The sequence below is a fragment of the Pseudoalteromonas sp. 120-MNA-CIBAN-0494 genome (genome assembly GCF_040308885.1).
In the GTDB taxonomy this organism is placed as follows: Bacteria; Pseudomonadota; Gammaproteobacteria; order Enterobacterales; family Alteromonadaceae; genus Pseudoalteromonas; species Pseudoalteromonas nigrifaciens.
Window position 1 is genome coordinate 14,541 of the sequence record NZ_JBEOOE010000031.1, and the last position, 24,334, is coordinate 38,874.

At 39.5% G+C, this 24,334-nt stretch carries 20 protein-coding genes; 18 read left to right on the forward strand and 2 right to left on the reverse strand.

Going from position 1 to position 24,334, the window contains the following annotated elements:
• The first annotated feature begins 7 nt into the window (after positions 1-7).
• A complete protein-coding gene (gene rlmM, locus AAEY55_RS15015) occupies positions 8-1,093 on the forward strand; it encodes a 23S rRNA (cytidine(2498)-2'-O)-methyltransferase RlmM (protein ID WP_011327753.1) in 1,086 nt (361 codons plus the stop codon).
• Positions 1,094-1,165: 72 nt separating this feature from the next.
• On the opposite strand, the gene cysZ is transcribed toward rlmM, so the two are convergent.
• Positions 1,166-1,879: a sulfate transporter CysZ gene (gene cysZ, locus AAEY55_RS15020; RefSeq protein WP_172459247.1), complete on the reverse strand. Its 714-nt coding sequence runs from the start codon at positions 1,877-1,879 to the stop codon at positions 1,166-1,168.
• A gap of 352 nt (positions 1,880-2,231) precedes the next feature.
• Here cysZ and AAEY55_RS15025 point away from each other — a divergent pair, with 352 nt between their 5' ends.
• The 17 genes from AAEY55_RS15025 (at position 2,232) to msrB (ending at position 22,462) form a co-directional block, all read left to right on the forward strand.
• Entirely contained in the window at positions 2,232-2,585 is a 354-nt protein-coding gene (locus AAEY55_RS15025) for a YkgJ family cysteine cluster protein (protein WP_011327756.1), read from the forward strand.
• A gap of 569 nt (positions 2,586-3,154) precedes the next feature.
• Positions 3,155-4,720, forward strand: a complete 1,566-nt coding sequence (locus AAEY55_RS15030) for a BCCT family transporter (protein ID WP_089367978.1) — start codon at positions 3,155-3,157, stop codon at positions 4,718-4,720.
• A 1,354-nt stretch (positions 4,721-6,074) separates the two neighbouring features.
• Positions 6,075-6,245, forward strand: a complete 171-nt coding sequence (locus AAEY55_RS15035; RefSeq protein WP_167376930.1) for a hypothetical protein — start codon at positions 6,075-6,077, stop codon at positions 6,243-6,245.
• Positions 6,246-6,446: 201 nt separating this feature from the next.
• A complete protein-coding gene (locus tag AAEY55_RS15040; protein WP_011327760.1) occupies positions 6,447-6,890 on the forward strand; it encodes a hypothetical protein in 444 nt (147 codons plus the stop codon).
• A gap of 374 nt (positions 6,891-7,264) precedes the next feature.
• Positions 7,265-9,178, forward strand: a complete 1,914-nt coding sequence (speA, locus tag AAEY55_RS15045; RefSeq protein ID WP_011327761.1) for a biosynthetic arginine decarboxylase — start codon at positions 7,265-7,267, stop codon at positions 9,176-9,178.
• A gap of 2 nt (positions 9,179-9,180) precedes the next feature.
• Positions 9,181-10,104, forward strand: coding sequence for an agmatinase (gene speB, locus AAEY55_RS15050; protein ID WP_011327762.1), 924 nt, complete (start codon positions 9,181-9,183; stop codon positions 10,102-10,104).
• A gap of 233 nt (positions 10,105-10,337) precedes the next feature.
• Positions 10,338-10,547: a DUF1656 domain-containing protein gene (locus tag AAEY55_RS15055; RefSeq protein WP_011327763.1), complete on the forward strand. Its 210-nt coding sequence runs from the start codon at positions 10,338-10,340 to the stop codon at positions 10,545-10,547.
• Complete coding sequence (locus AAEY55_RS15060; protein ID WP_086997979.1) at positions 10,547-11,407, forward strand: HlyD family secretion protein; 861 nt, start codon at positions 10,547-10,549, stop codon at positions 11,405-11,407. The genes AAEY55_RS15055 and AAEY55_RS15060 overlap by 1 nt, the downstream gene beginning before the upstream one ends.
• Positions 11,407-13,458, forward strand: coding sequence for an FUSC family protein (locus tag AAEY55_RS15065; protein ID WP_089367979.1), 2,052 nt, complete (start codon positions 11,407-11,409; stop codon positions 13,456-13,458). The genes AAEY55_RS15060 and AAEY55_RS15065 overlap by 1 nt, the downstream gene beginning before the upstream one ends.
• A gap of 67 nt (positions 13,459-13,525) precedes the next feature.
• Positions 13,526-14,257 (forward strand): RNA methyltransferase, encoded by a 732-nt coding sequence (locus AAEY55_RS15070; RefSeq protein ID WP_089367980.1) that lies wholly within the window; start codon positions 13,526-13,528, stop codon positions 14,255-14,257.
• 53 nt (positions 14,258-14,310) lie between these two features.
• A complete protein-coding gene (locus AAEY55_RS15075; protein ID WP_089367981.1) occupies positions 14,311-17,724 on the forward strand; it encodes a chromosome segregation SMC family protein in 3,414 nt (1,137 codons plus the stop codon).
• A 68-nt stretch (positions 17,725-17,792) separates the two neighbouring features.
• Positions 17,793-18,539: a cell division protein ZipA gene (zipA, locus tag AAEY55_RS15080; protein ID WP_089367982.1), complete on the forward strand. Its 747-nt coding sequence runs from the start codon at positions 17,793-17,795 to the stop codon at positions 18,537-18,539.
• Positions 18,540-18,620: 81 nt separating this feature from the next.
• Positions 18,621-20,642: an NAD-dependent DNA ligase LigA gene (ligA, locus tag AAEY55_RS15085; protein WP_089368944.1), complete on the forward strand. Its 2,022-nt coding sequence runs from the start codon at positions 18,621-18,623 to the stop codon at positions 20,640-20,642.
• The gene (locus tag AAEY55_RS15090; protein WP_089367983.1) at positions 20,635-20,979 is read left to right on the forward strand and encodes a DUF3392 family protein; all 345 of its coding nucleotides are present in this window, start codon (positions 20,635-20,637) and stop codon (positions 20,977-20,979) included. Before ligA ends, AAEY55_RS15090 begins: the two co-directional genes overlap by 8 nt.
• Positions 20,976-21,491: a DUF2919 domain-containing protein gene (locus AAEY55_RS15095; RefSeq protein ID WP_011327771.1), complete on the forward strand. Its 516-nt coding sequence runs from the start codon at positions 20,976-20,978 to the stop codon at positions 21,489-21,491. The genes AAEY55_RS15090 and AAEY55_RS15095 overlap by 4 nt, the downstream gene beginning before the upstream one ends.
• A gap of 2 nt (positions 21,492-21,493) precedes the next feature.
• Positions 21,494-21,934: a hypothetical protein gene (locus AAEY55_RS15100; protein WP_011327772.1), complete on the forward strand. Its 441-nt coding sequence runs from the start codon at positions 21,494-21,496 to the stop codon at positions 21,932-21,934.
• Between the two features lie 87 nt (positions 21,935-22,021).
• On the forward strand, positions 22,022-22,462 hold the full coding sequence (msrB, locus tag AAEY55_RS15105; protein WP_089367984.1) for a peptide-methionine (R)-S-oxide reductase MsrB: 441 nt from the start codon (positions 22,022-22,024) through the stop codon (positions 22,460-22,462).
• A gap of 5 nt (positions 22,463-22,467) precedes the next feature.
• Here msrB and AAEY55_RS15110 read toward each other — a convergent pair whose 3' ends face one another.
• The gene (locus AAEY55_RS15110) at positions 22,468-24,108 is read right to left on the reverse strand and encodes a tetratricopeptide repeat-containing response regulator (RefSeq protein WP_011327774.1); all 1,641 of its coding nucleotides are present in this window, start codon (positions 24,106-24,108) and stop codon (positions 22,468-22,470) included.
• Between the last annotated feature and the right edge of the window lie 226 nt (positions 24,109-24,334).

Sequence of the window (24,334 nt, forward strand, 5' to 3'; positions counted from 1 at the left end):
GGTTAATATGTCTAGTGTTGTAATTTACTGTCGTAGTGGGTTTGAAAACGATGCCGCTGCTGAAATAACGTTCCACGCTGCCGAGCAAGGTTTTGCCGGTTATGTTAAAGCAAAACCAAATACCGGTTATGTTATTTATGAGTGTTTTGACGCGCAGCATGGCGACGAAATAATTAAAAAAGTTGATTTTAAAAACATGGTGTTTGCTCGTCAATGGTTTGCTGGTACGCTGATCGAAAACATGCCAGTAGAAGATCGTGTAGGGGCGGTTGTAGAGGCTGCTAAAGATTTTACCTTGTGCTCTGAGCTACGTGTAGAAACCCCCGATACCAACGAAGGCAAAGAGCTTTTAACCTTTTGTAAAAAAATATCAACGCCCCTTAAAAAAGCCCTCGAAAAACGTAATATTGTACTGCGCGAGCCAAAAGCAAACCGCCCAGTAATGCATGTACTGTTTTTAACTAACAACACCGCTTATGTCGGTTACTCGTATAGCTTTAATAACTCGCCATTTTTTATGGGTATTTTACGTTTACGTATGCCAAGTGATGCGCCAAGCCGCTCTACTTTAAAATTAGATGAAGCATTTAATGTGTTTATTCCAGAACAACAACGCGAGTCACGCGTTGCAGCCGGAATGCGCAGTGTTGACTTAGGGGCGTGTCCAGGTGGCTGGACTTATCAGTTAGTGCGCCGTGGTATGTTTGTAAGCGCGATAGATAATGGCCCAATGAACGATGATTTAATGCAAACAGGGCAGGTAAAGCACTTTAGGGCCGATGGCTTTAAATATCGCCCAGAAAAACGCAACATTACTTGGTTAGTATGCGACATGGTAGAAAAGCCAACTAAAGTAACCAGCCTAATGATTGATTGGGCAGTAAATGCATATGCTAAAGAGCTTATTTTTAACTTAAAGCTGCCAATGAAAAAACGCTTTGATAGTGTTTACGAGTGCTTAAGCATGATCAGAGCAGAGCTGGAAAAATACGGTATAAGCTACGAGTTACAAGCTAAGCATTTATATCATGATCGTGAGGAAGTGACCGTGCACTTAAATGTGACCAAAGTGCCACAAAGCTTGTATAGCTAATGATGAATTAGTAAATAACCAGAGTTAAGGTTAAATCAAAAATGGGTCAAGTGACCCATTTTTTATTTCATATTATTGATTTCGGTATTGGCTGCGAAAGTTATCAACCCATAATTTGGTGCCACCACAAACAGCAACAGGCATTACAATTAAATTTACCAACGGAATGGCTGTTAGCAACATTACTGCAAAACCAAACCCGTACGATAAACCTTGCTTGCTTTGTAAATCGGTTTTCATTTGCTTAAAGCTGATTTTATGATTATCGAACGCGTAATCTTGGTATTGCACGGCAAACATCCAACACGAAAAAAGCACCCACAGTATTTGCCCTATAACCGGCAACACCCATAACAATATAAAAAAGCCAATGGCGCGGGGAAGGTAATAGCAAAGTTTTGTCCACTCTCGGCCAAGCATGCGTGGCACATCTTTTAATAACTCAGCAAAGCCATCATCATTAATTTTTTGACCTGTTAAATGCAACTCAACTTTTTCACTGAGTAAACCATTAAAAGGTGCGGCAATAAAGTTTGTGATTACAGTAAATAACATACTGTAGCTAAACAGCACTATTAACAGGGCAATGGGCCACATTAACCACTCAAGCCAGCTTAACCACTCGGGTAGCATATTATTTATGTAGCTAAAACTGTCGCTTAACCAGCCAAATAAAAAAAACAACGAGCTACCAAAAAGTAAAATATTAATTAACAACGGAATAAACACAAAACGCTTTAATCCCTTTTGAGTAATTAATTTAAAACCCGAAAAAAAATACTCCATACCTTGTATGATCTGCACAACTACCTCAAAAAATATTTTTCATTTGCACTAGTATAAATAGCTGAGTAATTTTAAACAGTATTTTTAGGTAACAAAGTGTTTAAGTAAAATAATAACAACGGCCAGCTTACTACTTTATTCATCCTGCTTAATAAATAATATTTAGTTTATAAGCTGTGTATATTAGCGCTATGGCGTAACTAAATGCTAACTTAGCTTGATTTTTGGGCAGTGCAAAGCGTACTATAGCTGATCTAGCCACTCTAGGCTTAGGCATCGCTTTGATGCGTTGTGGAGAAATTAGTAAAGTTGCCGCGTCAGTGCGTTGCAAAAATAAAGGGTATAAATAGTGATGTACAAAAATCAGGAAGTAATTTTACGATTACGCGCTAATATTCCAGCGTTTGAATGCGTAAAAGGATGCCACGACTGCTGCGGGCCAGTAACAACGTCTTCAGAGGAAATGTCGCGCTTACCGGTAAAAACAGATGCTGAGCATGAAGCGGCGTTAAACGAGTTCAATTGTGTACATCTTGGTCCCAATGGCTGCACTGTATATGACGAGCGTCCATTAATTTGTCGCTTATTTGGTACTACGCCAAGAATGCCTTGCCCGAATGATCGTCGACCAGATGAGCCTGTTGACCCTAAAATTGAGCGTGAAGTACATCACTTTATAGCAAATACGCGTCAAGTATTGGTGTAAGTATCGGTATTTATTAAAGTAATAGAGCGCTTATTAAGCGCTTTTTTTATGTGTGTTATACGCGTTGCTAATAATTTAAAAACCATCAATAAGTTTATTCCAAACACTCTCTTAGTTATTTTACAAAAATACTATCAATACATATTAAACTTATTACGAGATTAATTATGCATTTGACTATTAATATACTTAGCCTTATGTACCTTTTTTTATCGCAGTACTTTTGCATCTCTTTATTTATATTGCCATTTCTGTTTGCCTAGCCCCTTCAAAATTGTTGTTTTATATTTGTTTATTATTAAAAATAGCTGTAAGCAAGGCTTTGCTATTGTGTAAATTCACTATTAATAATTAGAGTACCGTTGGATTAGGTTGCTGAAAAGGGTAAAATATTCACAAATTGGCAGTTAAGATATTTGTTATGGCATTTTCTAAACTCGAAATAAAGCAAGATCGAAAGATAATTTAACCTTTTGATTAGCGTCGCTTCATTGTGTAATTTCGTATTTAGGGTGGGTGTTGTGGTATGTCGCTATGTCGGTAACTAAAAATCCATCAGGAGACGATAAATGAGTACCACTGGAGTAACAAAACAACATGAGGATGAGCATTCATCTACAATAAAGTATTTGGCAGGGGTTGATATACCGGTATTTTTAATCAGTGGTGGCATCCTTGTGCTATTTGCTGTGCTAGCACTTTATGATATTGATTTGATGTCGGGTTGGATCAATACCGCCTTTGCTTTTTCTACTAAAACGTTTGGTGCCTTTTGGCAAATATTATTGCTTTCGACCTTTATAATTGGGTTGTTTTTAGCCTTTGGACGTACCGGGAAAGTGGTATTAGGTGGCTTAAAAAAGCCAGAGATTACTACCTTTAAGTGGATCAGCATTATTATGTGTACACTCCTTGCTGGTGGCGGGGTGTTTTGGGCTGCTGCTGAGCCAATGGCACATTTTATTTCGCCGCCGCCAATTTTTGGTGGTGAATCAGGCACTAAAGAGGCTGCATTTAATGCTTTAGCGCAAAGCTTTATGCATTGGGGTTTTTTAGCCTGGGCTATTTTAGGCAGCCTGACTGGCATAGTGTATATGCATTTACATTACGAAAAAGGTTTACCGCTTAAGCCGCGTACTTTGTTGTATCCGGTATTTGGCGATCGCGTAATGAAAGGCGCATTTGGTGCTATTGTCGATTCGTGTTGTGTTATAGCTGTAGTAGCAGGCACGGTAGGCCCTATTGGCTTTTTAGGCTTGCAAGTAAGCTTTGGTTTAGAAAAACTATTTGGTATTCCAGATACTTACACCACTCAAGTGGCCATTTTGTTTAGTTTAATTGCAATTTATACTCTATCTGCCGTAAGTGGTGTTACTAAAGGAATTCAATTACTCAGTCGCTTTAATGTAATTTTAGCCGTGGCGTTAATGCTGTTTATTTTGCTGATGGGGCCTACAGCCTTTATTTTTGATAGCTATATTCATTCGTTTGGGCTTTATATTAATAACTTTATTCCTATGGCCACCTTTCGTGCCGATACCGCTTGGTTAGACTGGTGGACAGTATTCTTTTGGGGCTGGTTTTTAGGTTACGGACCTTTAATGGCTATGTTTGTTGCACGAATTTCGCGCGGCCGTACTATTCGTGAAATGATCACGCTTATCTCAATAATTGCTCCTGTTATTACTTGTTTTTGGTTTACGATAGTGGGTGGTTCAGGAATATTTTTTGAGTTAGCAAACCCGGGTGTTATTTCAGAACCCTTTGCGGGCTTAAATTTACCCGCTGCGCTGTTGGCCATTACTGAGCAGCTGCCTATGGGTTTTGTTATATCGGTGTTGTTTTTAATTTTAACCACAATATTTGTAGCAACCACGGGTGACTCTATGACCTACTCGGTATCTATGGTAATGACGGGTAACGATCATCCGCAAACACCCATTAGAGTGTTTTGGGGCATTATGATGGGAGTTATGGCAGCAATATTAATTTCGATAGGTTCAGGTGGTATTTCTGCATTGCAGTCGTTTATTGTAGTAACCGCCGTACCAGTGTCTTTTGTGTTGTTACCATCACTTTGGACGGCCCCACAAATTGCGAAAAAAATGGCTACTGAGCAAGGTTTATATAAATAATACAGCTTATATTAGAGCATAAAAAAGGGCGCCAATATTATTGGCGCCCTTTTTTGTTATTACTTAGATTTTCTCTTTCTTGGTTTTGCAACTTCAACAGTATTTGATTCTTTCAGTTTACGTTTTTCTTTTAACGATAAAGCGGGTTTTTTCTTATCATTTTTAGACATATTCACCACCTAAACAATAAATAATAGATTAATTTAAAATGCTTTTTTCACAAACTAAAAACCTAACAACAATCAAGGTAAGTTACCTCCAGACTTTGTCGAAAATAAACGTTAGTTACTTATAAATTATTCGCATTAAAAGTGGAGCGGGGTTAGTTTCCTTCTACCGATAAGCCGGCTGATCCACGTTCGGCTTCATCGTAAATAACCACCGCAGCTCACTTTATTTGCCTAATTAAAGGCATAGCTAATAACATTAAAAGTTAGCGTTACTTAAAGTAACTTAAGCCTTTCTCTTTTTCCTTGGCTTTGCTACTTCTGTTGTATTCGATTCTTGTTTTAACTTACGTTTTTCTTTTAACGATAACTGTGGTTTTTTCATATCATTTTTAGACATATCATCACCTATTAATAAATAACAAATTAATTACTTCTGCTTTTAGTAAACTAAAAATTAAAGAAACAATATCAATCGGCTATTCACCTCCTTTAATAAGATTAAATAATTACTGATCTTCGTTTATATTGCTTAAAACTAAACGAAGAAACTTTATGCTTTTACTGTATTTAATAACCAAATTTGCCACACGCTAAACAATAGCGCATAAATAATATTGATAATAAAAACACAGTAATATTTAAATCTCACTTTAATCTAGGCGATAGAAAGCTTGCCGAGAATGGCCTAAATTAAAAGTTAAATTAAAAATTAATAGTAAATTCTGTGAAACAGATGGACGCAGAGAAGCGTCCGCTTAAGCGGGGAATTTTAGGGCGAAGCTCCCCAAACAAATAATATAATTAAATAAAAAAATATATGTTTTCATAGCTCCAATATAGCAGCTTAAATAATAACTTCAAGCTCTCTTAGATGCTTTAATTAAAGATTAAATTTATGGGTTAAATAACCATTATTTTTAAACTGAAAGCAGTACTCATTTAAGTATTAATTTAGTTAAGGTATTGTTTTAAATTGGTTTATATTCTACGCGTTTGGCTTGTAAGGGGGCGGTAATATTAACCAACACTTTTAAAGAGTATGACGGCCTTGAATGTAATACGTAATTATAGCGGAAAAATATTTTTAGATTATTTAAAAATGATTACGTAGTAATACTTTAAGTTATTTGTTAAAACTATTAAATTATTATCCTAGGTATAAATGTGAGTATAAGGAGTATTTTATGTCGAAAAAAGTAGTAACTTTTGAATACGAAAAAGAAACAAAAAACAGTGTTCGTTACAAAGAAGTCCCAGATGAAGGCGTTGCCCCTATTGTTGGATCTTTGTATGTTCAGAAGTGGTTTGCTGGGAATAGCAAAACGCTTGAAATAACGATAGATAAAAAAGACTAATTAGCGGCATTATTTTTGCGCCATGTGTTTGTTTAGGTAAAAGCGACTAATAAATACTACGTTTTATTTAAGGGCGCATAATATATTTTTAAACTAATAAAGTTGCTTATAGCGTATTATAGTAGCTCATTTATTATTAATATTAGGCTTAAGTAAAAGTACGCTAGCCTCACAAATTTGATTAACAAGGAAGTTGTATAGATGAAGTATTTTGTTTTAATTTCTATTTTAATTCTTAGTGGGTGTACATCAACACCTAAAGTTATATCTAACTCGGATATAACCAGCACTATGAATTTAATTGCCCTCACCGAAGAAGTCGCTCCTGCAGGAATAAAAGGCGTATTTAAGTTATCAATAAAGGCGGCGGGCATTCAAAACAGTGGTATCTATTTAAATACAGAATTGGATTATAGAGATAGAAGAAATGTGAGTGTCGCTATTCACCCTAGAACAGTAAATGCTTTTATAAAAAAGTATGGAACTTCGCCCGATTTATATTTTATTAATAAAACAGTTGAAGTTACGGGCGAGGCTAAACGTATGATAATTGATTTTTACGCTATGGGTAAAAAAACAGGAAAGTACTATTTTCAAACGCATATAAATATAACATCACTCAATCAGATAAAAGTATTGGACTAGGTGAGTTATTAAATAAGCTATAATTTGTCGGGTGGCGCTGCGTTTATCCGACTTTAGCTTGTACCCTGTTTTTATTTTAATATCGCTAATATTGGCTTTTCAAGCCGCAATTTAGCAACTAATTTTACGCTATATATCTGCAATCCTTAATAACAAAAGTTGTAATAAAAGCCGTATATTAAGCGCAATTTAGATTCTTCCTTTATGTTACCTGCCTCTGAGGCGCTATGATCTTTAGCGTTACTTTGTTTCTAATTTTTAACATTAAAATTTACTCGTTACGAGTAAAAATTCTTGTTGGACTTAAACCGCTATTTTTCTTTTAATGCGCGCAATTAGCCAGTTCGGCATTTCTAAATAAAAGAGAAAGATAAATGAAAGAAACAACATCACTAGAACAAGCTCGTACGAGCTACAATGTTCGTCATTGGAGCCAAGGTTTTTTTGGTATTAATGAACAAGGTGATGTATATGTTGCCCCTAAAGCCGATGCGCCAGAGCAAACTATTGCACTGACGGACATTGCTAAGCAACTAGAAGATAAAGGCTTAAGTTTGCCTGCATTAGTACGTTTTCCGCAAATATTACATCATCGTGTGCACAGCTTATGTGCTGCATTTAATACCGCGATTGCAGATTACGGCTACCCTAAAGATTATTTATTAGTTTACCCAATTAAAGTAAACCAACAGCGTGAAGTGGTTGAAGAAATTGTTGCCAGCCAAGCACAACTAGAAAAAAAACAACTAGGTTTAGAAGCAGGTAGCAAACCAGAGTTATTAACCGTACTTGCATTGGCTGAAAAAACCAGTGCGGTGATTGTATGTAACGGTTACAAAGACAAAGAATATGTACGCTTAGCGCTAATAGGCGAAAAGCTAGGCCATAAAGTATACATAGTGCTTGAAAAGCTCTCTGAACTCGACATGGTTCTTAGCCAAGCTAAAGAATTAAATGTAAAGCCACGCATTGGTATTCGCGTGCGCTTGGCATCGCAAGGTAAAGGTAAATGGCAAGCAAGTGGCGGCGAAAAATCAAAATTTGGTTTATCGGCATCACAAGTTTTGCATGTGGTTAATCGTTTGAAAGAATCGGATCAACTTGATTTAGTCCAGTTGGTGCATTTTCACTTAGGTTCGCAAATGGCGAATATTCGTGATGTACGTTTAGGTGTAAGCGAAGCAGCACGTTTTTACTGCGAGTTACGTAAACTAGGTGCAAAAATTGAGTGTCTTGATGTGGGCGGTGGTTTAGCTGTTGACTACGATGGTACTCGTAGCCAGTCACATAACTCAATGAACTATAGCTTAGCTGAATACGCTAACAATATTGTGTACACCATAGGCGACATTTGTAAGCAGTATGAACAGCCGTTTCCAACTATTATTTCGGAGTCGGGGCGGGCATTAACCGCGCACCATGCTGTGCTTATTTCAAATGTGATTGGTACTGAAAGTTATACACCTGAAGAAATTGAAGCACCGGCTGATGATGCCCCGCAGTTACTTAAAAATATGTGGATGTCGTGGCAGCAATTGCATGTATTAACTGATGACCGTGCATTAATTGAGATTTATCACGATAGCCAAGGGGATTTAGCCGAAGCACATAATCAGTTTGCAATGGGGTTACTAAACTTAACCCAGCGTGCGTGGGCTGAGCAAACAAATTTACGCGTGTGTTATGAGCTTAATAAGCACATGGACAACAAAAACCGTTTTCATCGGCCAATAATTGACGAGCTTAATGCACGTTTAGCCGATAAGTTTTTTGTAAATTTCTCGTTGTTTCAATCACTGCCAGATGCGTGGGGAATTGATCAGGTGTTTCCGGTGTTGCCATTAAGTGGCTTAACCGAAGCGCCAAAAAAACGTGCAGTATTACTGGATATTACTTGTGATTCTGACGGTGCACTTAATCATTATGTTGATGGTCAAGGCATTGAAAGTACACTACCAGTACCTGAGTTTAGTGCAGATAAACCATATTTAATGGGGTTTTTCTTGGTGGGTGCTTATCAAGAAATATTAGGTGATATGCATAATTTATTTGGCGATACGCACAGCGCTATGGTGAATATGGATGAGCACGGCGTAGCCAGCATTACCGAAATAAACCAAGGCGATACAGTAGCCGATATGATGCGTTACGTGCATTTAGACGTTGAGAGTTTTCAGCAGTCGTATCAGCAGTTGGTAAGTAGCAAAATTGCAGAACACGAACAGCAAAGCGTTTTAGACGAATTGCAAAATGGCCTTGATGGCTACACTTATTTAGAAGAGCTATAAGTATGTCGACTTTGTTTGATCATCCAGATCACTCATTGTATTCCAATGGGATGACCTTTTTACGTTGTCCTATGGTGCAAAATATTACCGCGATTGACGCTGATGTAGTAGTGCTTGGTTTACCATTTGATATGGCGACCTCGGGCCGCCCAGGTGCACGTTTAGGCCCAGACGCGATTCGTCGTGCATCGGTGCATTTAGCGTGGGAAGGCACTAAGTATCCATGGACGTTTCCATTATTTGAGCATTTAAAAGTGGCCGATGCTGGAGACTTTACTTATCCGGTAGGCGACGCTGAGTATTTTACGGCGCAGCTTGAACAAGCCGCGAGTAAAATATTAAGCCAAGGTAAAACCTTGTTAGGGCTAGGTGGCGATCATTTTGTGACTTTACCATTGCTACGTGCGCATGAAAAACAACATGGCAAAATGGCTTTGGTGCACTTTGATGCCCACACAGATACTTACAGTAATGGCTCACGCTACGACCACGGTACCATGTTTTATCATGCACCAATGGAAGGGTTAATTGATTTAGAGCACAGTATTCAAATTGGTATTCGCACCGACTTTGATCAAAGCAAGCATGGGTTTGCAGTGATTGATGCCATGCAAGCCAACGATTTATCGGCAAACGATATTGCTGCGCAAATAATTGCGCGAGTAGGCGATTTACCGGTTTATTTAACCTTTGATATTGATTGCCTTGATCCTGCGTTTGCACCTGGTACAGGCACTCCCGTGTGTGGTGGTTTAACATCAGACAAAGTGCTTAAAATATTACGTGCTTTAAAAGGCATTAATATGGTAGGTATGGATGTAGTAGAAGTATCGCCAGCGTATGATCAAAGTGAAGTAACCGCCATTGCTGCAGCAACCATTGCGCATGAGCTTTTGCACTTATGGGCATATAAAAATAAGTATTAAACTAAAGAAAATACTAATGAATAGGGCACCCTTAAAGCGTGCCCTATTTTTTTGCGTCCCATAAAAGTAGTATAATTTTTTAGTCGTGTTTATTTAATACCGTTATGCAGTAATTTGGTGTTATTTAACCTGAATTTAGGTTATTTACATATCATTCTATTATAAGCTCGTCAGGCTCAGTCTATACTGAGCTTAATTATCCACTTATAAAAACTAAAATAGGATACCTTTTTATGCTTCAGGCTGTTGTTTTAGGAGGGCTAGAATTTAGTCCTTTGGTTGTTTATTTTCCCATAGCATTTTTATTAACAGCGCTGAGTCGTTTTATTTTGCACCGTTTAGATTGGCACGATCGCATTTGGCGGGTTGCCTGGTTTGAGGTGTCTTTATTTGTATGTTACTTAGCATTAACCGTATATTTATTAAGTGGAAGAATAATTTAATGGCCAAATATTTACGTATTTTAGTTACAGTACTGGTTATTTTTATGGCCGTATTTGCAGGGCGTTGGGTATGGAATGATTACATGCATACACCATGGACCCGCGATGGCCGCATTAGAGCCAATATAGTTACGGTAGCGCCAGATGTGTCTGGTTGGGTAACTCATTTAAACATGATTGACGGGCAAAGTGTAAAGCAAGGGGATCTGCTTTTTAGTGTTGATGCTAAGCGTTATCAGGCAGCGCTAGAGCGCAGTAAAGCCAGTACCGAAAATGCATTATATACCTGGGAGCTTGCTAAGCATAAATACGAGCGTCGAATAGCATTAAACAGCCAACAAGCAATTAGTGAAGAAAGTTTAGAAGCAACGCGAATTAATACAAAAATAGCAAAAGCAAACTATGAACTCGCTAAAACAGAACAAGCAGTAGCGCAGTTAAACCTTGATAGAACCCAAGTTGTTGCACCTGTGTCGGGTTACATAATTAACTTAGATTTACGCCAAGGCAATTATGTTGCTCAAGGCGTGTCGGTATTTGCCATTGTACAAGCAGACTCTTTTTATGTAACCGGCTACTTTGAAGAAACCAAAATCCCTCTTATTCATTTAAAGCAACACGCAAATGTAGCTTTGTTAAGTGGTGGTAAACCTTTAACTGGTCAGGTAATGAGTATAGGTAAAGCAATTGCTAATACTAATACGCAAAGTAATGGCCAGCGTTTACCACAAGTTCAGCAAACCTTTAACTGGGTACGCTTATCGCAGCGCATTCCGGTGGATATTAAATTAGACGCGTTTCCTGCAGATACTCAGCTTAGTGCCGGAATGACCGCAACTATTCGACTTGTTGAGCGCTAATGGAGGCTGTGCTGCGTAACCTGTTTTTACCTAAAAAGCAGGCTGTTATTTTTGCACTAAAAGGCGTAATTGCTATGGCAATGGCGCTTACAGTTGCTTTGTTTCTTAATTTAGATCGCCCTTACTGGGCTTTAGTTTCAGCGGTGTTTTTACAAATACGCCCAGAGAGTGGCTTAGTGGCCGAAAAAGCTCTGTGCCAAATAGTAGGCACTGTTATAGGCGGCTTGTTTGGCATATTACTATTAACGCAGCTCATATCTTACCCTTACTTAGCACTGGGCATACTGGGGTTGTGGCTGGGTATTAACTCAACGTTATCGGCTTTGGTTAGGCAAACAAATTTTATTTATGGGTTTGCTATGGCGGCGGTTACCGCCGAAATTATAGTGTTACTGGTAATAGCAAGCCCTACCACCGTAAGTAGCCAAGCTGTATTTAGTATTGCCCAATCGCGTATGAGCGAAATTATAATTGGCTCAATTTGCGCCGGCATTGTGAGCCATTTATTTTGGCCAGTAAAAGTGAAAAATGGGCTGCAAATTCAGGCAAAGTCATTAATAAACCAAACCCTTAATTACCTAGTTACTGAGCTAAACATACAAGGCTCGCACGAAGAACGACACCAGCAAATAGATGGCATTTTGGCAACCTTAGGCGCAGTTAACGAAGATTCTAGCGCGGTGCGTTACGAAGGCCCTAAAGGTCCTGGGCGCGCTCGTGCAGCAAATCAACTGTCGCAAAAAGTATTATCTTTACTGGCGTTAATTCAAATATTTGGCCGTTTACAACGTAGCCATACAAAATTGATGAGCCCGCTACTGACTCAATTATTTACTCAGCTCAAACAGGTTTTAGCAAATATAGCGCAAGCAAACAGTGTTGATGATTGCATAGAACAAGTAAAAAACTTGCGCCGAGAGTTAACCGAATATCGTGCGAATAACAGCAGTGAGCTGCCCTTTGAATCGCATATGCTCAATGTTAGTGTTGATATAACCACAGAGTTAACAGTGTTGCTGCGTGCTTATCGCGCCCTTGAAGAGCGCGATACAAGGCTGCTAAATGCACCTAGCACAGTAACTTACCGTGATCCGTTAGCGGCAATAATTGTTGGGTTTCGCACCGTTATGGTGTTTTTTATTGGCGCGTGTATTTGGGTAAGCACAGGATCGCCGGCAGCAATAATGATTATGATTTTACCGGTGATATTTTCAATTATGTTAGCGCGTTTTCCACTCATTGTTTTGCGTGTGGTGTTAAAGCGGATAATGATTGGAGTTGTGGTTGCTAGTTTTGTCAGTATTTTTTATGCACTTAACTTATTAGCCTACAGTGGTGGGCAATTAGAAATACTCATATTGGTATTAGCTGGCCCTTACTTTATTGGTTTATTACTACTTGCCGATAGAGAAACCCTGCCTTACGGATTAGGCTTTTGTATACCGTTTTCTATTTTGGTGAGCCCAAGTACCGATATGAGCCGAGCATTTTCAATTGATTATACGCTGAGTGCGGCAATGGCTATTTTTACTGGGGTAGCTATTTTATTTTGGGTTTTTCATTTAATTACAGGGCCAAGCGCCCAGTTATTAGTGCATAGAATTTTTAAAGCAACCCATCAAGACCTGCTCGATATTAATAAACACAGTGCGCCTATTGTTTGGTATAACCAGCGGATGGCCGACCGATTATTACGACTCACTCATTACGACCAAGGTTCGCAGTCTCGCGCTATTACTGACTTGGCATTAACCGCATTAAATTTAGGCCACGCAGCAGTGCGATTACGCTCTGTGTGCGAAAACGTAGCAGGTAAAGATCTAAAATATTTTGCACTGTGGCAGCATGCTCTTGCCGATGCATTTTTGCTGGCAAGTAAAGGTCAAGTTGATCAGCGGTTTAAACATGCATGCGACGCGTTATATCAAGAGTTAGTGTGTATATTAGGAGAGTCGCAGCAGGTTGAGGCAATACAAGGAATGTTTATGCGGATTAACTTAACCTTTGAGCGCAGCGCCAATAGTATTAAGACCCCAAACTCACTACTTTAGCTATTTTTCGAGTTCAGAAGTCGGTATGAGATCTGCTATACTGTGCGCATCATTTTATGGGGCTGTTATGATTTCAAAAAACCAACTCAAACTTATTCGCCAACTTGGCCAAAAAAAGTACCGCAAGCAATTTAATCAATACCTTGTACAAGGTGAAAAAAACGTACTTGAGTTATTAAACAGCCCATTAAAGGCGGTTGATATATTTGCTACCGAGGCATTTATAAATACCTATCAAGCACAGTATCTGGGTATTAATTTTATTTGCGCCGAGGAAGAGCTGCTAACAAAAGCAAGTACGCTGGTTAGTAACAATGCCGCCATTGCTATTGTAAATATGCCACAAGCAGCACAACTACAAACCAGTGGCTTAATATTAGCACTTGATGGTGTATCTGATCCGGGCAATTTAGGCACTATTATTAGAGTTGCTGATTGGTACGGTATTAAACATATTGTAACCAGTACAGATAGCGCCGATGCATACAACCCTAAAACAATTAGTGCCACTATGGGCTCGTTTGTAAGAGTGTCGGTAAGCCAAGTCGATTTGCCTGCGTATTTAGCCACATTAAAATTACCAATTTATGGTGCCTTTTTAGACGGGGAAAATGTGCACAACACTCAATTTACAGGTTCAGGCGTGTTATTAATGGGCAGTGAGTCGCACGGTATACGCGAAGCGTGTGCCAAATTAGTAACTGATAAAATAACCATACCGGCTTTTGGTCAGGCTGAGTCGCTGAACGTGGCTATGGCAACCGGTATTATTTTAGATAATTTTAAACGCCAAGCTTAAAACTAAAGCAAGGTTAATGTTTATAACCAATAATATTCGGTAATAACAAAAAGATGCGCTTAAGCACTATAAAATTGGCAGGCTTTAAATCGTTTGTAGAGCCAACTAAAATTCCATTTCCTGATCAAATGACCTGTGTTGTAGGCCCTAATGGCTGCGGCAAGTCTAATGTTATTGATGCAGTGCGCTGGGTGCTTGGCGAAAGCTCGGCTAAAAATTTACGTGGCGACGCCATGGCCGATGTCATTTTTAATGGCTCAACTAATCGTAAAGCTATTTCGCAGGCCTCGGTAGAGCTTACTTTTGATAACGACAAAGGCGACTTTCCTAATACCTTTGCCGATCGTAATCAAATTGCAATAAAGCGTTTAGTTACTCGCGATGGTCAGTCGTTGTATTTTTTAAATGGCAGTAAATGCCGCAAACGCGATATTACTGATATATTTTTGGGCACAGGCCTTGGCCCACGTAGTTACGCCATTATTGAGCAAGGCATGATCTCGCGCTTAATAGAGAGCAAACCGCAAGAACTTAGGGTGTTTTTAGAAGAAGCCGCAGGAGTATCTAAATACAAAGAGCGCCGCCGCGAAACGCAAACTCGAATAAAAAGCACCCGTGAAAACTTAGAGCGCTTACTCGATGTACGCAAAGAGTTACAAAGTCAACTTACTAAGTTAGCGGTGCAGTCGGTTGATGCTAAAAAATACCGCGAGTTAAAAGCGCAAGAGCGAACGTTAAAAGGGCAAATTGCCGTTTTAAAATGGCAAAAACTACACCAACAACAACTCGAAAAAAGCCAACAAATAAATAAATTAAATGAGCAAGTTACGTTTTTTAAAACGGCTCATTCTGGTCACGACGACGTACTTGCAAGCTTAGAAACCCAAGTACAAGCCTCGCAAGAAAGCGTAAGTGATGCGCAACAGCAACAACATGTAATACACACTGAGCTTACGCGATCTGAGCAACAACAAATAAGCATAAAGCAACAAATTCAAACGCTTAAACAAAATCAGATTAAACTACAGCAGCGCCAAACGCATAGTTTAGAGCTTAAAACGCAGCAGCAAACAGTGTGCGAACAACTAGAACACGCTTTGCAGCAGGCAATAGAAAACAACTTAATGCGCAACGAGCAAGTAAGTGAGTTAAGCCAAGAGCTTGAGAGTGCTTTAGAGCTAAAGCAGCAACACACTGAGGATTGGCAATCGCTTAGCGAGCAACTGCAGCAACTTAATAATAAGTTGCAGATGCAAGCAAATAATATTGAGCAAACTCAGCAGCAAAGCAAACACGTTAATGAACAAAGTGAGCAGTTAAATAAGCAAATTACACACCTAAAAAGTAGCGATGTTGAACAGCAGTTAGCTTCTCAAAAACAACAAAGGCAAGTGCTTACTCAAGAGTTAGCAACTAAGCAAACGGCGCACAGTAAAGGCCAAATGCTGCTTTTAGAGCAAAGTTCGCAGTTAAACAATGCCGAGCAGCAATATCAGCAACTTAGCCAGCAAGCTAACGAGCTAAAAGCCAGTATCGCAGGACTAAGCAGTACATTAGGGCTAGATAATGAGAGCGAGCACCACAACACCTTATTTAACCAATTAAAGGTTAAAGACGGGTTTGAGCACTGTATTGAACAAGCACTTAAATCGCTTGAGCATTTAAATGTAAGTGAGCAGTCGGCAAATAATAGTGTGTGGCATATCGCATCAACAAAAAGCAATCAGGCAAATGTAAAAAATAGCTTAGCGGCATTTATAACTCAGGGGGTTTACCCTGAAGTATTGAGCCGTATTGCTTATAGTAAAAGCGGCGAACTTAAAGCATTAGAGGATAATTTTTATATTGCCGTAATGGATGAAACCGCCGCTTTGCATGGTCGGAACTGGCATATAAGCTCAGATCGAAATGCTGAAAACTCATTACTGGTAAAGCACAAGCAATTGCAGCTTAAAACAGCGCAGCTAAAAAATGTAGAGGGTGAGTTACAACTCGCAGCCCAAGTGCTTGAGCAGCAAAAAGCACTGCAAAGTGAGCTTAGTACGCAGCAAAGTGAACTTAAAGAAACCATACATCAGCTGGCTCAAAATATTGCCGTAGCGAGTACGCGCAACGATATGTTAAAAGAGCAAGTAGCGCAGTACCAGCAGCAATTGCAACAGTACCAAACGCAACAACAGCAATTGGTTATACAGTTAGCACAAATAAAAGGGGTGCTTAAAGATCAAACAGTGCAGTTTGAAACACTTAAGCAGCAACAGTTAAGTTTAAGCAGTGATCTTGCTACTGCAAATAACAAGCGCACCCACAGTGATACAAATTATAGCCAAGTATTAGCTAGGCTTGAGCAATATAAAACGCAAGCCCATCAAGCAACGCTTGCAGAGCAACAGTCACGTAGCGAGTGGCAATTAAGCCAAGCTAAACTAAGCCATGCAGAGCAAGCGCATTTAAGTGCAGAGCAGGGTGCAAAAGAATTACACGATCAATTAACCCAGCTGCTAATACCCGAGCAAGAACTACTTGAAAAAATAGCCCAGTTACTTAAACAGCATGCGCAAGGCGAGAAAAACTTAAACACATTACAAAATAAATTAAACCAAGCAAAAGAGAGCTTAAGCACGAAGCAAGCGAGTCTTAAAAGTTCACAAGGTGAGCTGGTGGCGCTACAAGAGCAGCATCAAAAATTAAGCATAGAAGAGCAAAGTTTATTAATAAAAGCACAGTTGGCGCTTGAACCGCTAGAAGAGTTAAAGCAAAACCTAAAGCAGGTGCTTGATGAGTTACCAGAAACACTCATTATAAGCACAGCACAAAATAAACTCGCAGATATTGTTAATCAGTTGGAGCGCTTAGGTGCGGTAAATTTAGCCGCTATTGATGAGTTTGATCAAGCCAAAGCGCGCAGCGAATATCTTGATAATCAATTAGATGACTTAACAAAAGCGCTGAGTACCCTAGAAGGGGCTATTCGTAAAATTGATATAGAAACCAAAACTCGCTTTAAAGCGACCTTTGATCAAGTTAACCAAGACTTTGCAAAGCTATTTCCAAAGGTTTTTGGTGGTGGAAGTGCTTATTTAGAATTAACCAGTGACGATTTACTCGAAAGTGGTGTTAGTATAATGGCACGACCACCAGGTAAAAAAAATTCAACAATTCATTTGTTAAGTGGTGGAGAAAAAGCGCTGAGCGCATTATCATTAGTGTTTTCTATATTCAGGCTCAATCCAGCTCCATTCTGTATGCTGGATGAAGTAGATGCACCGCTAGATGATGCCAACGTGGTACGTTTTTGCCGTTTGGTTGAAGAAATGTCACAATCGGTGCAGTTTATTTATATTAGTCATAATAAAATTGCGATGGAAATGGCTGGTAGATTAACAGGTGTTACCATGGCTGAGCCAGGTGTATCGCGCGTAGTGGCTGTAGATATTGAACAAGCTGTGCAACTTGCACAGGCATAGTTAAATTAAACGTATTAGGTTTTAACTAATACACAGGTTTAGGCATATAAAATAAAAAAGGTGAGGGGATGGCCGAAGAATTAAGATGGGTTTTAATCGTGATCAGTGTATTTGTCATAGGTGGCTTATTAGTACACGGTTTATGGTCAGTGCGAAAAAAAGACAACCCAGAAATACCTGCTAACGAGCGGGTCGAACCACAACACACAGCTCACTCTCATTCGCCAAGTGCAGAGCCCGCACAGAGCGTTGCCTTTGAGCAAGAAGAACCACAATTTGGTGAACTAAATTTTGATGCCAACGAGCCGCAAACAGATACTAGCGTGCCAGAAGTGCCAATTGAAGATGACCTTAGTGTAATTGAGGCAGAGCATGACCTTGAGCCAAGCGAAGAGCCTGCAGAGGTTTCAGACTTTGTGATTGTGCATATTCAAATGCCAGATGGAATGAGCATGCAAGGCAGTAAATTATTGCCCGCGGTAAACACCTTAGGGTTTAAATACTCAGAGGAAGGCTTTTTTAATCGTCATTTAGATCCAGCAGGCCAAGGCCCGGTATTATTTAGACTAGTAAATATGTATAACCCAGGTACCTTCGATATTGATAATATGGAACAATTTAGTACCGCAGGCGTTAGCTTATTTATGACCTTACCGTGTGAAGGTGATGGCTTAGCAGCATTTAATATGCTGCACAGTGCAGCTAAAAAGCTTAGCGACGAATTTGGTGCGCAAATTTTAGATGCGAAGCGTGAAGAAATGACCGTAGATCGCGTTCGTCAATATGTTGAACAGGTACGTGCATTTTCTGCGTAATTAACGCAATAGGTTAAATTTTTATAAGCCACTGGGCGTTGACTCGTCAAAGTGGCTTTTTTTATGTTTTTTGAGGTCAAAATGGCAAGCAGCATTAGTGAGCAAATAAACCATCTTCGTAGTACGCTTGAACAGCACAGTTACAATTATTATGTACTTGATACCCCCAGTATTCCTGATGCTGAATACGACCGTTTATTACAACAACTCAGCGCACTAGAAACTCAGCACCCAGAATTAATAACTGCCGACTCACCAACCCAAAAAGTGGGCGGTGCTGCGCTAAGTAAATTTGAGCAAGTAGCGCACCAAGTGCCTATGTTATCGCTTGATAACGCCTTTAGCGAAGATGAGTTTATTGCCTTTAATCGCCGTATAAAAGAGCGTTTAATGAGTACCGAAGAGCTTACTTTTTGTTGTGAGCCAAAACTAGATGGCTTAGCTGTGTCGATTATTTATCGTGATGGCGTACTAGTGCAAGCCGCGACCCGAGGTGATGGGTTGACGGGAGAAAATGTAACTCAAAACGTTAAAACAATTCGTAATGTGCCACTTAAATTACGAGGTAGCGATTATCCTGCTGAACTAGAAGTGCGCGGCGAAGTGTTTATGGATAATGCAGGCTTTGAAAAGTTTAACATTGAAGCTGAAAAACGTGGTGAAAAAGTATTTGTAAACCCACGCAACGCCGCCGCAGGTAGCCTGCGCCAGCTTGACTCTAAAATTACGGCTAAACGCCCACTGATGTTTTATGCCTACAGCACAGGTCTTGTAGCCGACGGTAGCATTGCAGAGGATCATTATCAGCAATTAGAAAAATTGACTGATTGGGGGTTACCACTTTGCCCTGAAACAAAATTAGTAGAAGGCCCACAAGCTGCACTGGCTTATTATACTGATATTTTAACGCGCCGTGGCGAGCTTAAATATGAAATAGATGGCGTGGTAATAAAAATAAATCAAAAAGCCTTACAAGAGCGTTTAGGCTTTGTAGCACGCGCTCCGCGTTGGGCTATTGCCTATAAGTTTCCGGCCCAAGAAGAAATAACCAAATTACTCGATGTAGAGTTTCAGGTGGGGCGTACGGGAGCAATTACACCCGTTGCACGCTTAGAGCCGGTATTTGTTGGTGGTGTTACTGTATCAAACGCTACCTTGCACAATGGCGATGAAATAGCGCGCTTAGGCGTAAAAGTGGGCGACACGGTAATTATTCGCCGTGCAGGGGACGTAATTCCACAAATAACGCAAGTAGTACTTGAGCGCCGCCCTGATGATGCCCGCGATATTGAGTTTCCGGTAACTTGCCCAATTTGTGACTCCCATGTAGAAAAAGTAGAAGGTGAAGCCGTAGCGCGTTGTACTGGTGGTTTAGTGTGCCCGGCGCAACGTAAACAAGCGATTAAACACTTTGCATCGCGCAAAGCACTCGATATTGACGGCCTTGGCGATAAAATTGTTGATCAACTCGTCGACAGAGAGCTGATTAAAACCCCTGCAGATTTGTTTATTTTAAAGCAAGGACATTTTGAATCGCTTGAGCGTATGGGGCCAAAGTCGGCTAAAAATTTGGTTACTGCGCTTCAAGACGCTAAAGCGACAACGTTGGCTAAGTTTTTATACTCATTGGGTATTCGTGAAGCGGGTGAGGCAACCACACAAAATATAGCTAATCATTTCTTAACCCTTGAAAACGTAATAAATGCCAGCATTGATAGTTTAACTCAAGTAAGTGATGTGGGCGAAATAGTAGCAACCCATGTACGTAGCTTTTTTTCCGAACAGCATAATTTAGATGTTGTAAATGCGCTGGTAGAACAGGGTATTAATTGGCCTGAACTTACTCCACCTTCAGCGCAAGAGCAGCCATTAGCTGGCCTTGTTTATGTGCTTACCGGTACCTTAAACACATTAAACCGTAATGACGCCAAAGCACGTTTGCAGCAGTTAGGTGCTAAAGTGTCGGGTAGTGTGTCGGCTAAAACCGATGCGTTAGTAGCAGGCGAAAAGGCCGGCTCTAAACTAACTAAGGCACAAGACTTAGGTATAGATGTACTGACAGAAGAAGATTTAATTAATTTATTAGAGCAACATAATGGCTGATTTATTAAATATATTAAATTCACTTTTAATTAACGTAGGGCAGTGGCTGCATAGTTATTTATATCATTTATCTATGCTGATAATGGTGTGCTTAGTGTCTTTATACGCAGGCGATATTATAAAGCTAACCAAAGGGCTGGTTGCACGTCGTCATTTTATAGTAAGAGTGCTGTGCTTTGTATTGATCACCGCCTTTGGATTTGGTTTTGTGGTTGTGTGGCTTAGCCCGCTACTGATTAAGGCGTTATTGTTTTTTGGCACTAAGTGGTTAGGTGTTACCTTGTTAGCAGCATTTTTTATATTGGGCACTATTGCCGATAGGAAAAATCAATTATGAGCCGCTATGGCCCAGAGTACTGGGATAAGTACGGCAGTTACCGTACACCCATCGCCTTTCATTTAAGTGTGCTGGTATTGTTACGAGCTTACTTTATTTGGATAGTGGCAGGGTTAAGCCGACGCCCAGAATTGGATTTGATGTCGATATTTTTTAAATCTAAAAACGATTTTTTTATTGCTATTGCCATTGGCGCTATAGCCATAGTACCAATTATTTTATTTTGTTTGCGTCGACCCCGCGAGTCTCATAAAAGTAGTGAACGCTTAGCTAAGATTTGGCGTTATATGCGCTGGCCTCTTATTTTGTGTGCGGTAATAGACTTAACTTGGTTAAGTATTCAAGCGGCTCATAGCTATTATCATTTTTCGTTATTTTTAGCGATTCAAATGGTGGTTGTATTATGGGTGCTGTGGTACTTAGCTAAAAGTCGTTATTTAACAGTGTTTTTTAATGATTGGCCTGAGCCTACCGAAAAAGCCGCAGCAGAAAAACGCCTTAATAAGGATTAAAAGTGGACGCTATAAATAAAAAAATAGCGGTGGTGGTGCTGTTTATAGGTGTGGCGCTTAGTGTGCTAATGCTAACTACAAAGCTTACAGAGCAGCCTTGGTTTATATTTTTATTTGTCTTATGGGTATTTGTTTTTTGCTCTTGTTGTTACCGATTAACCCCACTGTTTAAAACACGAAACCAAGTTAATGATTTTATTAAGCGCGATGCAAAACATTTAGTATTGTTTAGCTTAGCGGGATTTTTTGATAAAAAATCTGGCCCGCAGTGGTTAGCAATTAAAAATATTAAGCACCTTTCAACCCGCAATAATGAACTGCTAGTACACAGCTACCAGCAAACGCAATTTAGTATTAGTTTACCTGCGTCAAAAGTAGAGCTAGATGCTTTTTTACAGCAGATACTGACTAATTCAGAAAGACGAAGTATTACATTTGATTAAGTTGATCTTAAGCAAATGTAATAACGTAATAATTAACCAATAGAGCTAAATACGATTATAGCTAAGCAAGCATTTAAAGAGGCTGTTATGTTGAAGTGGAATGATGTTATTAATTTTGCCAATAATGGCAATCCAACGCCGCCGAAAAAGGTTATTAAAACCGACGCTCAGTGGCAAGAGTTATTATCTGAAGATGCCTATTACGTTACTCGTAAAAAAGGCACTGAGCGACCGCACAGCTCCGGTAGCTGCACATTGTTAGAGCCAGGCAAGTATATATGTATATGTTGCGATAACTTATTGTTTGACGCAGATGAAAAGTTTGATAGCGGTACGGGTTGGCCTTCGTTTACAAAACCCGCAACAATAGAAGCTATTGCCTATATTAGTGATAACACTCATGGGATGCAGCGTATTGAAGCAGTATGTAATGTGTGCGATGCGCACTTAGGTCATGTGTTTCCTGATGGCCCATTACCGACTGGCCTGCGATACTGCGTTAATGCCGCGTCAATGAAAAAGCTTTAACGCGTTTAGTCGGCTTGAATATCTAGCTGCATATCTTTTGCTTTATGCAAAATTTTATTTAAACGCTGCGCCTGATCTGCAGGTAGTTTAGCTTTGCTCAGTAAGGCGTAGCATTTTTTAGCAAGCCCCATATTAAACGAATCCCCCCCTTGTTGCTTGGTCGAATCAAACAAGCACTGTAATAAGTTAAGTGCGATACTCTGATTACGAGGCATCACCCTAAATGCTTGAGTAAACGCTTCTAGTGCCGTATTTAATTGCCCTCTATTAAATTGATTCACAGCATGGTTGTTTAACTCTTTAGGCCCCATTTTAATATCACGACGCTCGCTTTGTTGTTGTTGAATATAACGTAAATAGGTTGTGTCGCTTACACTTGGATGACGCTGGCAATGCGTAATTATTTGGGCAAATAAATTTTGGGCTTTTTGATGAAAGCCAAGTTCGTGAAATGCTTTTGCTTTATCGAGTGCGCCGTCTACAGAGCGAATTTGTGTATCATCTTCATCAAGCTGCTCTATTAGTCGCTTAGCTTTTTGGTGTTCATCTTTTAAGTAGTGTAGGCGTGCGTTTAATACATCGATTTGCGCCTGGTTTACATTATTAGGAAACTGCTTTTTTAAATCATTAATATATTGATTAGTTTGGCGAGAAATTCGTTGTATTTGATCCGTTTGATCTGTGGTTAGCGCAAAGTCGATACCGGCACGCGCCGCATTTAAATAAATATCTGGGCTATCGTGAATTGAGTATTTTGCATAGCTTGCAATATCTTTTTGGGTTAAATAGCTCTTTTCATAATCGTGATTAATTAACGATACATTACTCAAAGACTTTTGACGCATAATATTAAGAGGAGCAATATCCGCAGCCTGACTTAAAAACTCTTGTGCGAGCTCAAATTGATTAAGTTTTATTTCTAAACGACCTAATAAATCAAGCGCGATTAAACGAGTTTCGTTGCGCTCTAACATGGTTTTAAGCATGCGTTGGGCTAAAATATGTTCATTATTTTCTATCAGTGCTTCTACTAAACCTACTTTAGCCCATGCAAATTTTTGGATATCGAGTACCGACTTAAAAAAGTCTTTGGCCTCTTGGTTACGATTAAGGCGTAGTAGGGCATCACCTTTTAATCGCAGTAAAATAGGGCTGTAGTTGTTGTTTTTATTTAATGCTGCACTTATGTACTTAAGTGCTTTGGAATCATTACCGTCATCAATAAAGTTGTAAACTGTTTGTAAATCACGTTTACGTTTTAAAATACGCTCTATACGTATTTTAAGCTCTTGTGCTGTAAATGGTTTAACCAAAAAATCATCGGGTTGTAATTCAAGAACACTATGTACAAGCGAGCCACTTGTTTCTGCAGAAATAAAAATAAACCCAGTGGAGCTTTTAATTAACTGCTTTATTCGCAATTCCTCATAAAGCTGATAACCATCTTGATGCTTATTTAGATTGAATGAGCATACAATTAAATCAAATTGCTCGTTTATACACTGCTCTTTTGCCGAGTTAGCATGATCTGCAAATCGTAACTGTCCAAAGCCAAGCTTTTCTAGCGATTGTTTCATATAGCTTTGGGCGAGCGGTTGCTCCTCCACTATAAGTATTTTGGCTGTTGAATAGATCTTTGTTGGCATTTGGCTTAACAGTGATTACGTGTAACACAGACTATAATCAACAGTTTAGCTGCTTACAAGGGAATTTAGGTTATTACTCAACTTTATTAAGTACTTAATATGCATTCATAGGCTTATATGTGGTGGGTAATACTTAGCTTGATACCAGCGACCCTCGCCATTCGTTATAAAGGGCGGCGATGCTCTTTTTCTTTCAACTGAGCTAATTGCCCAAAAGGACTTTTAT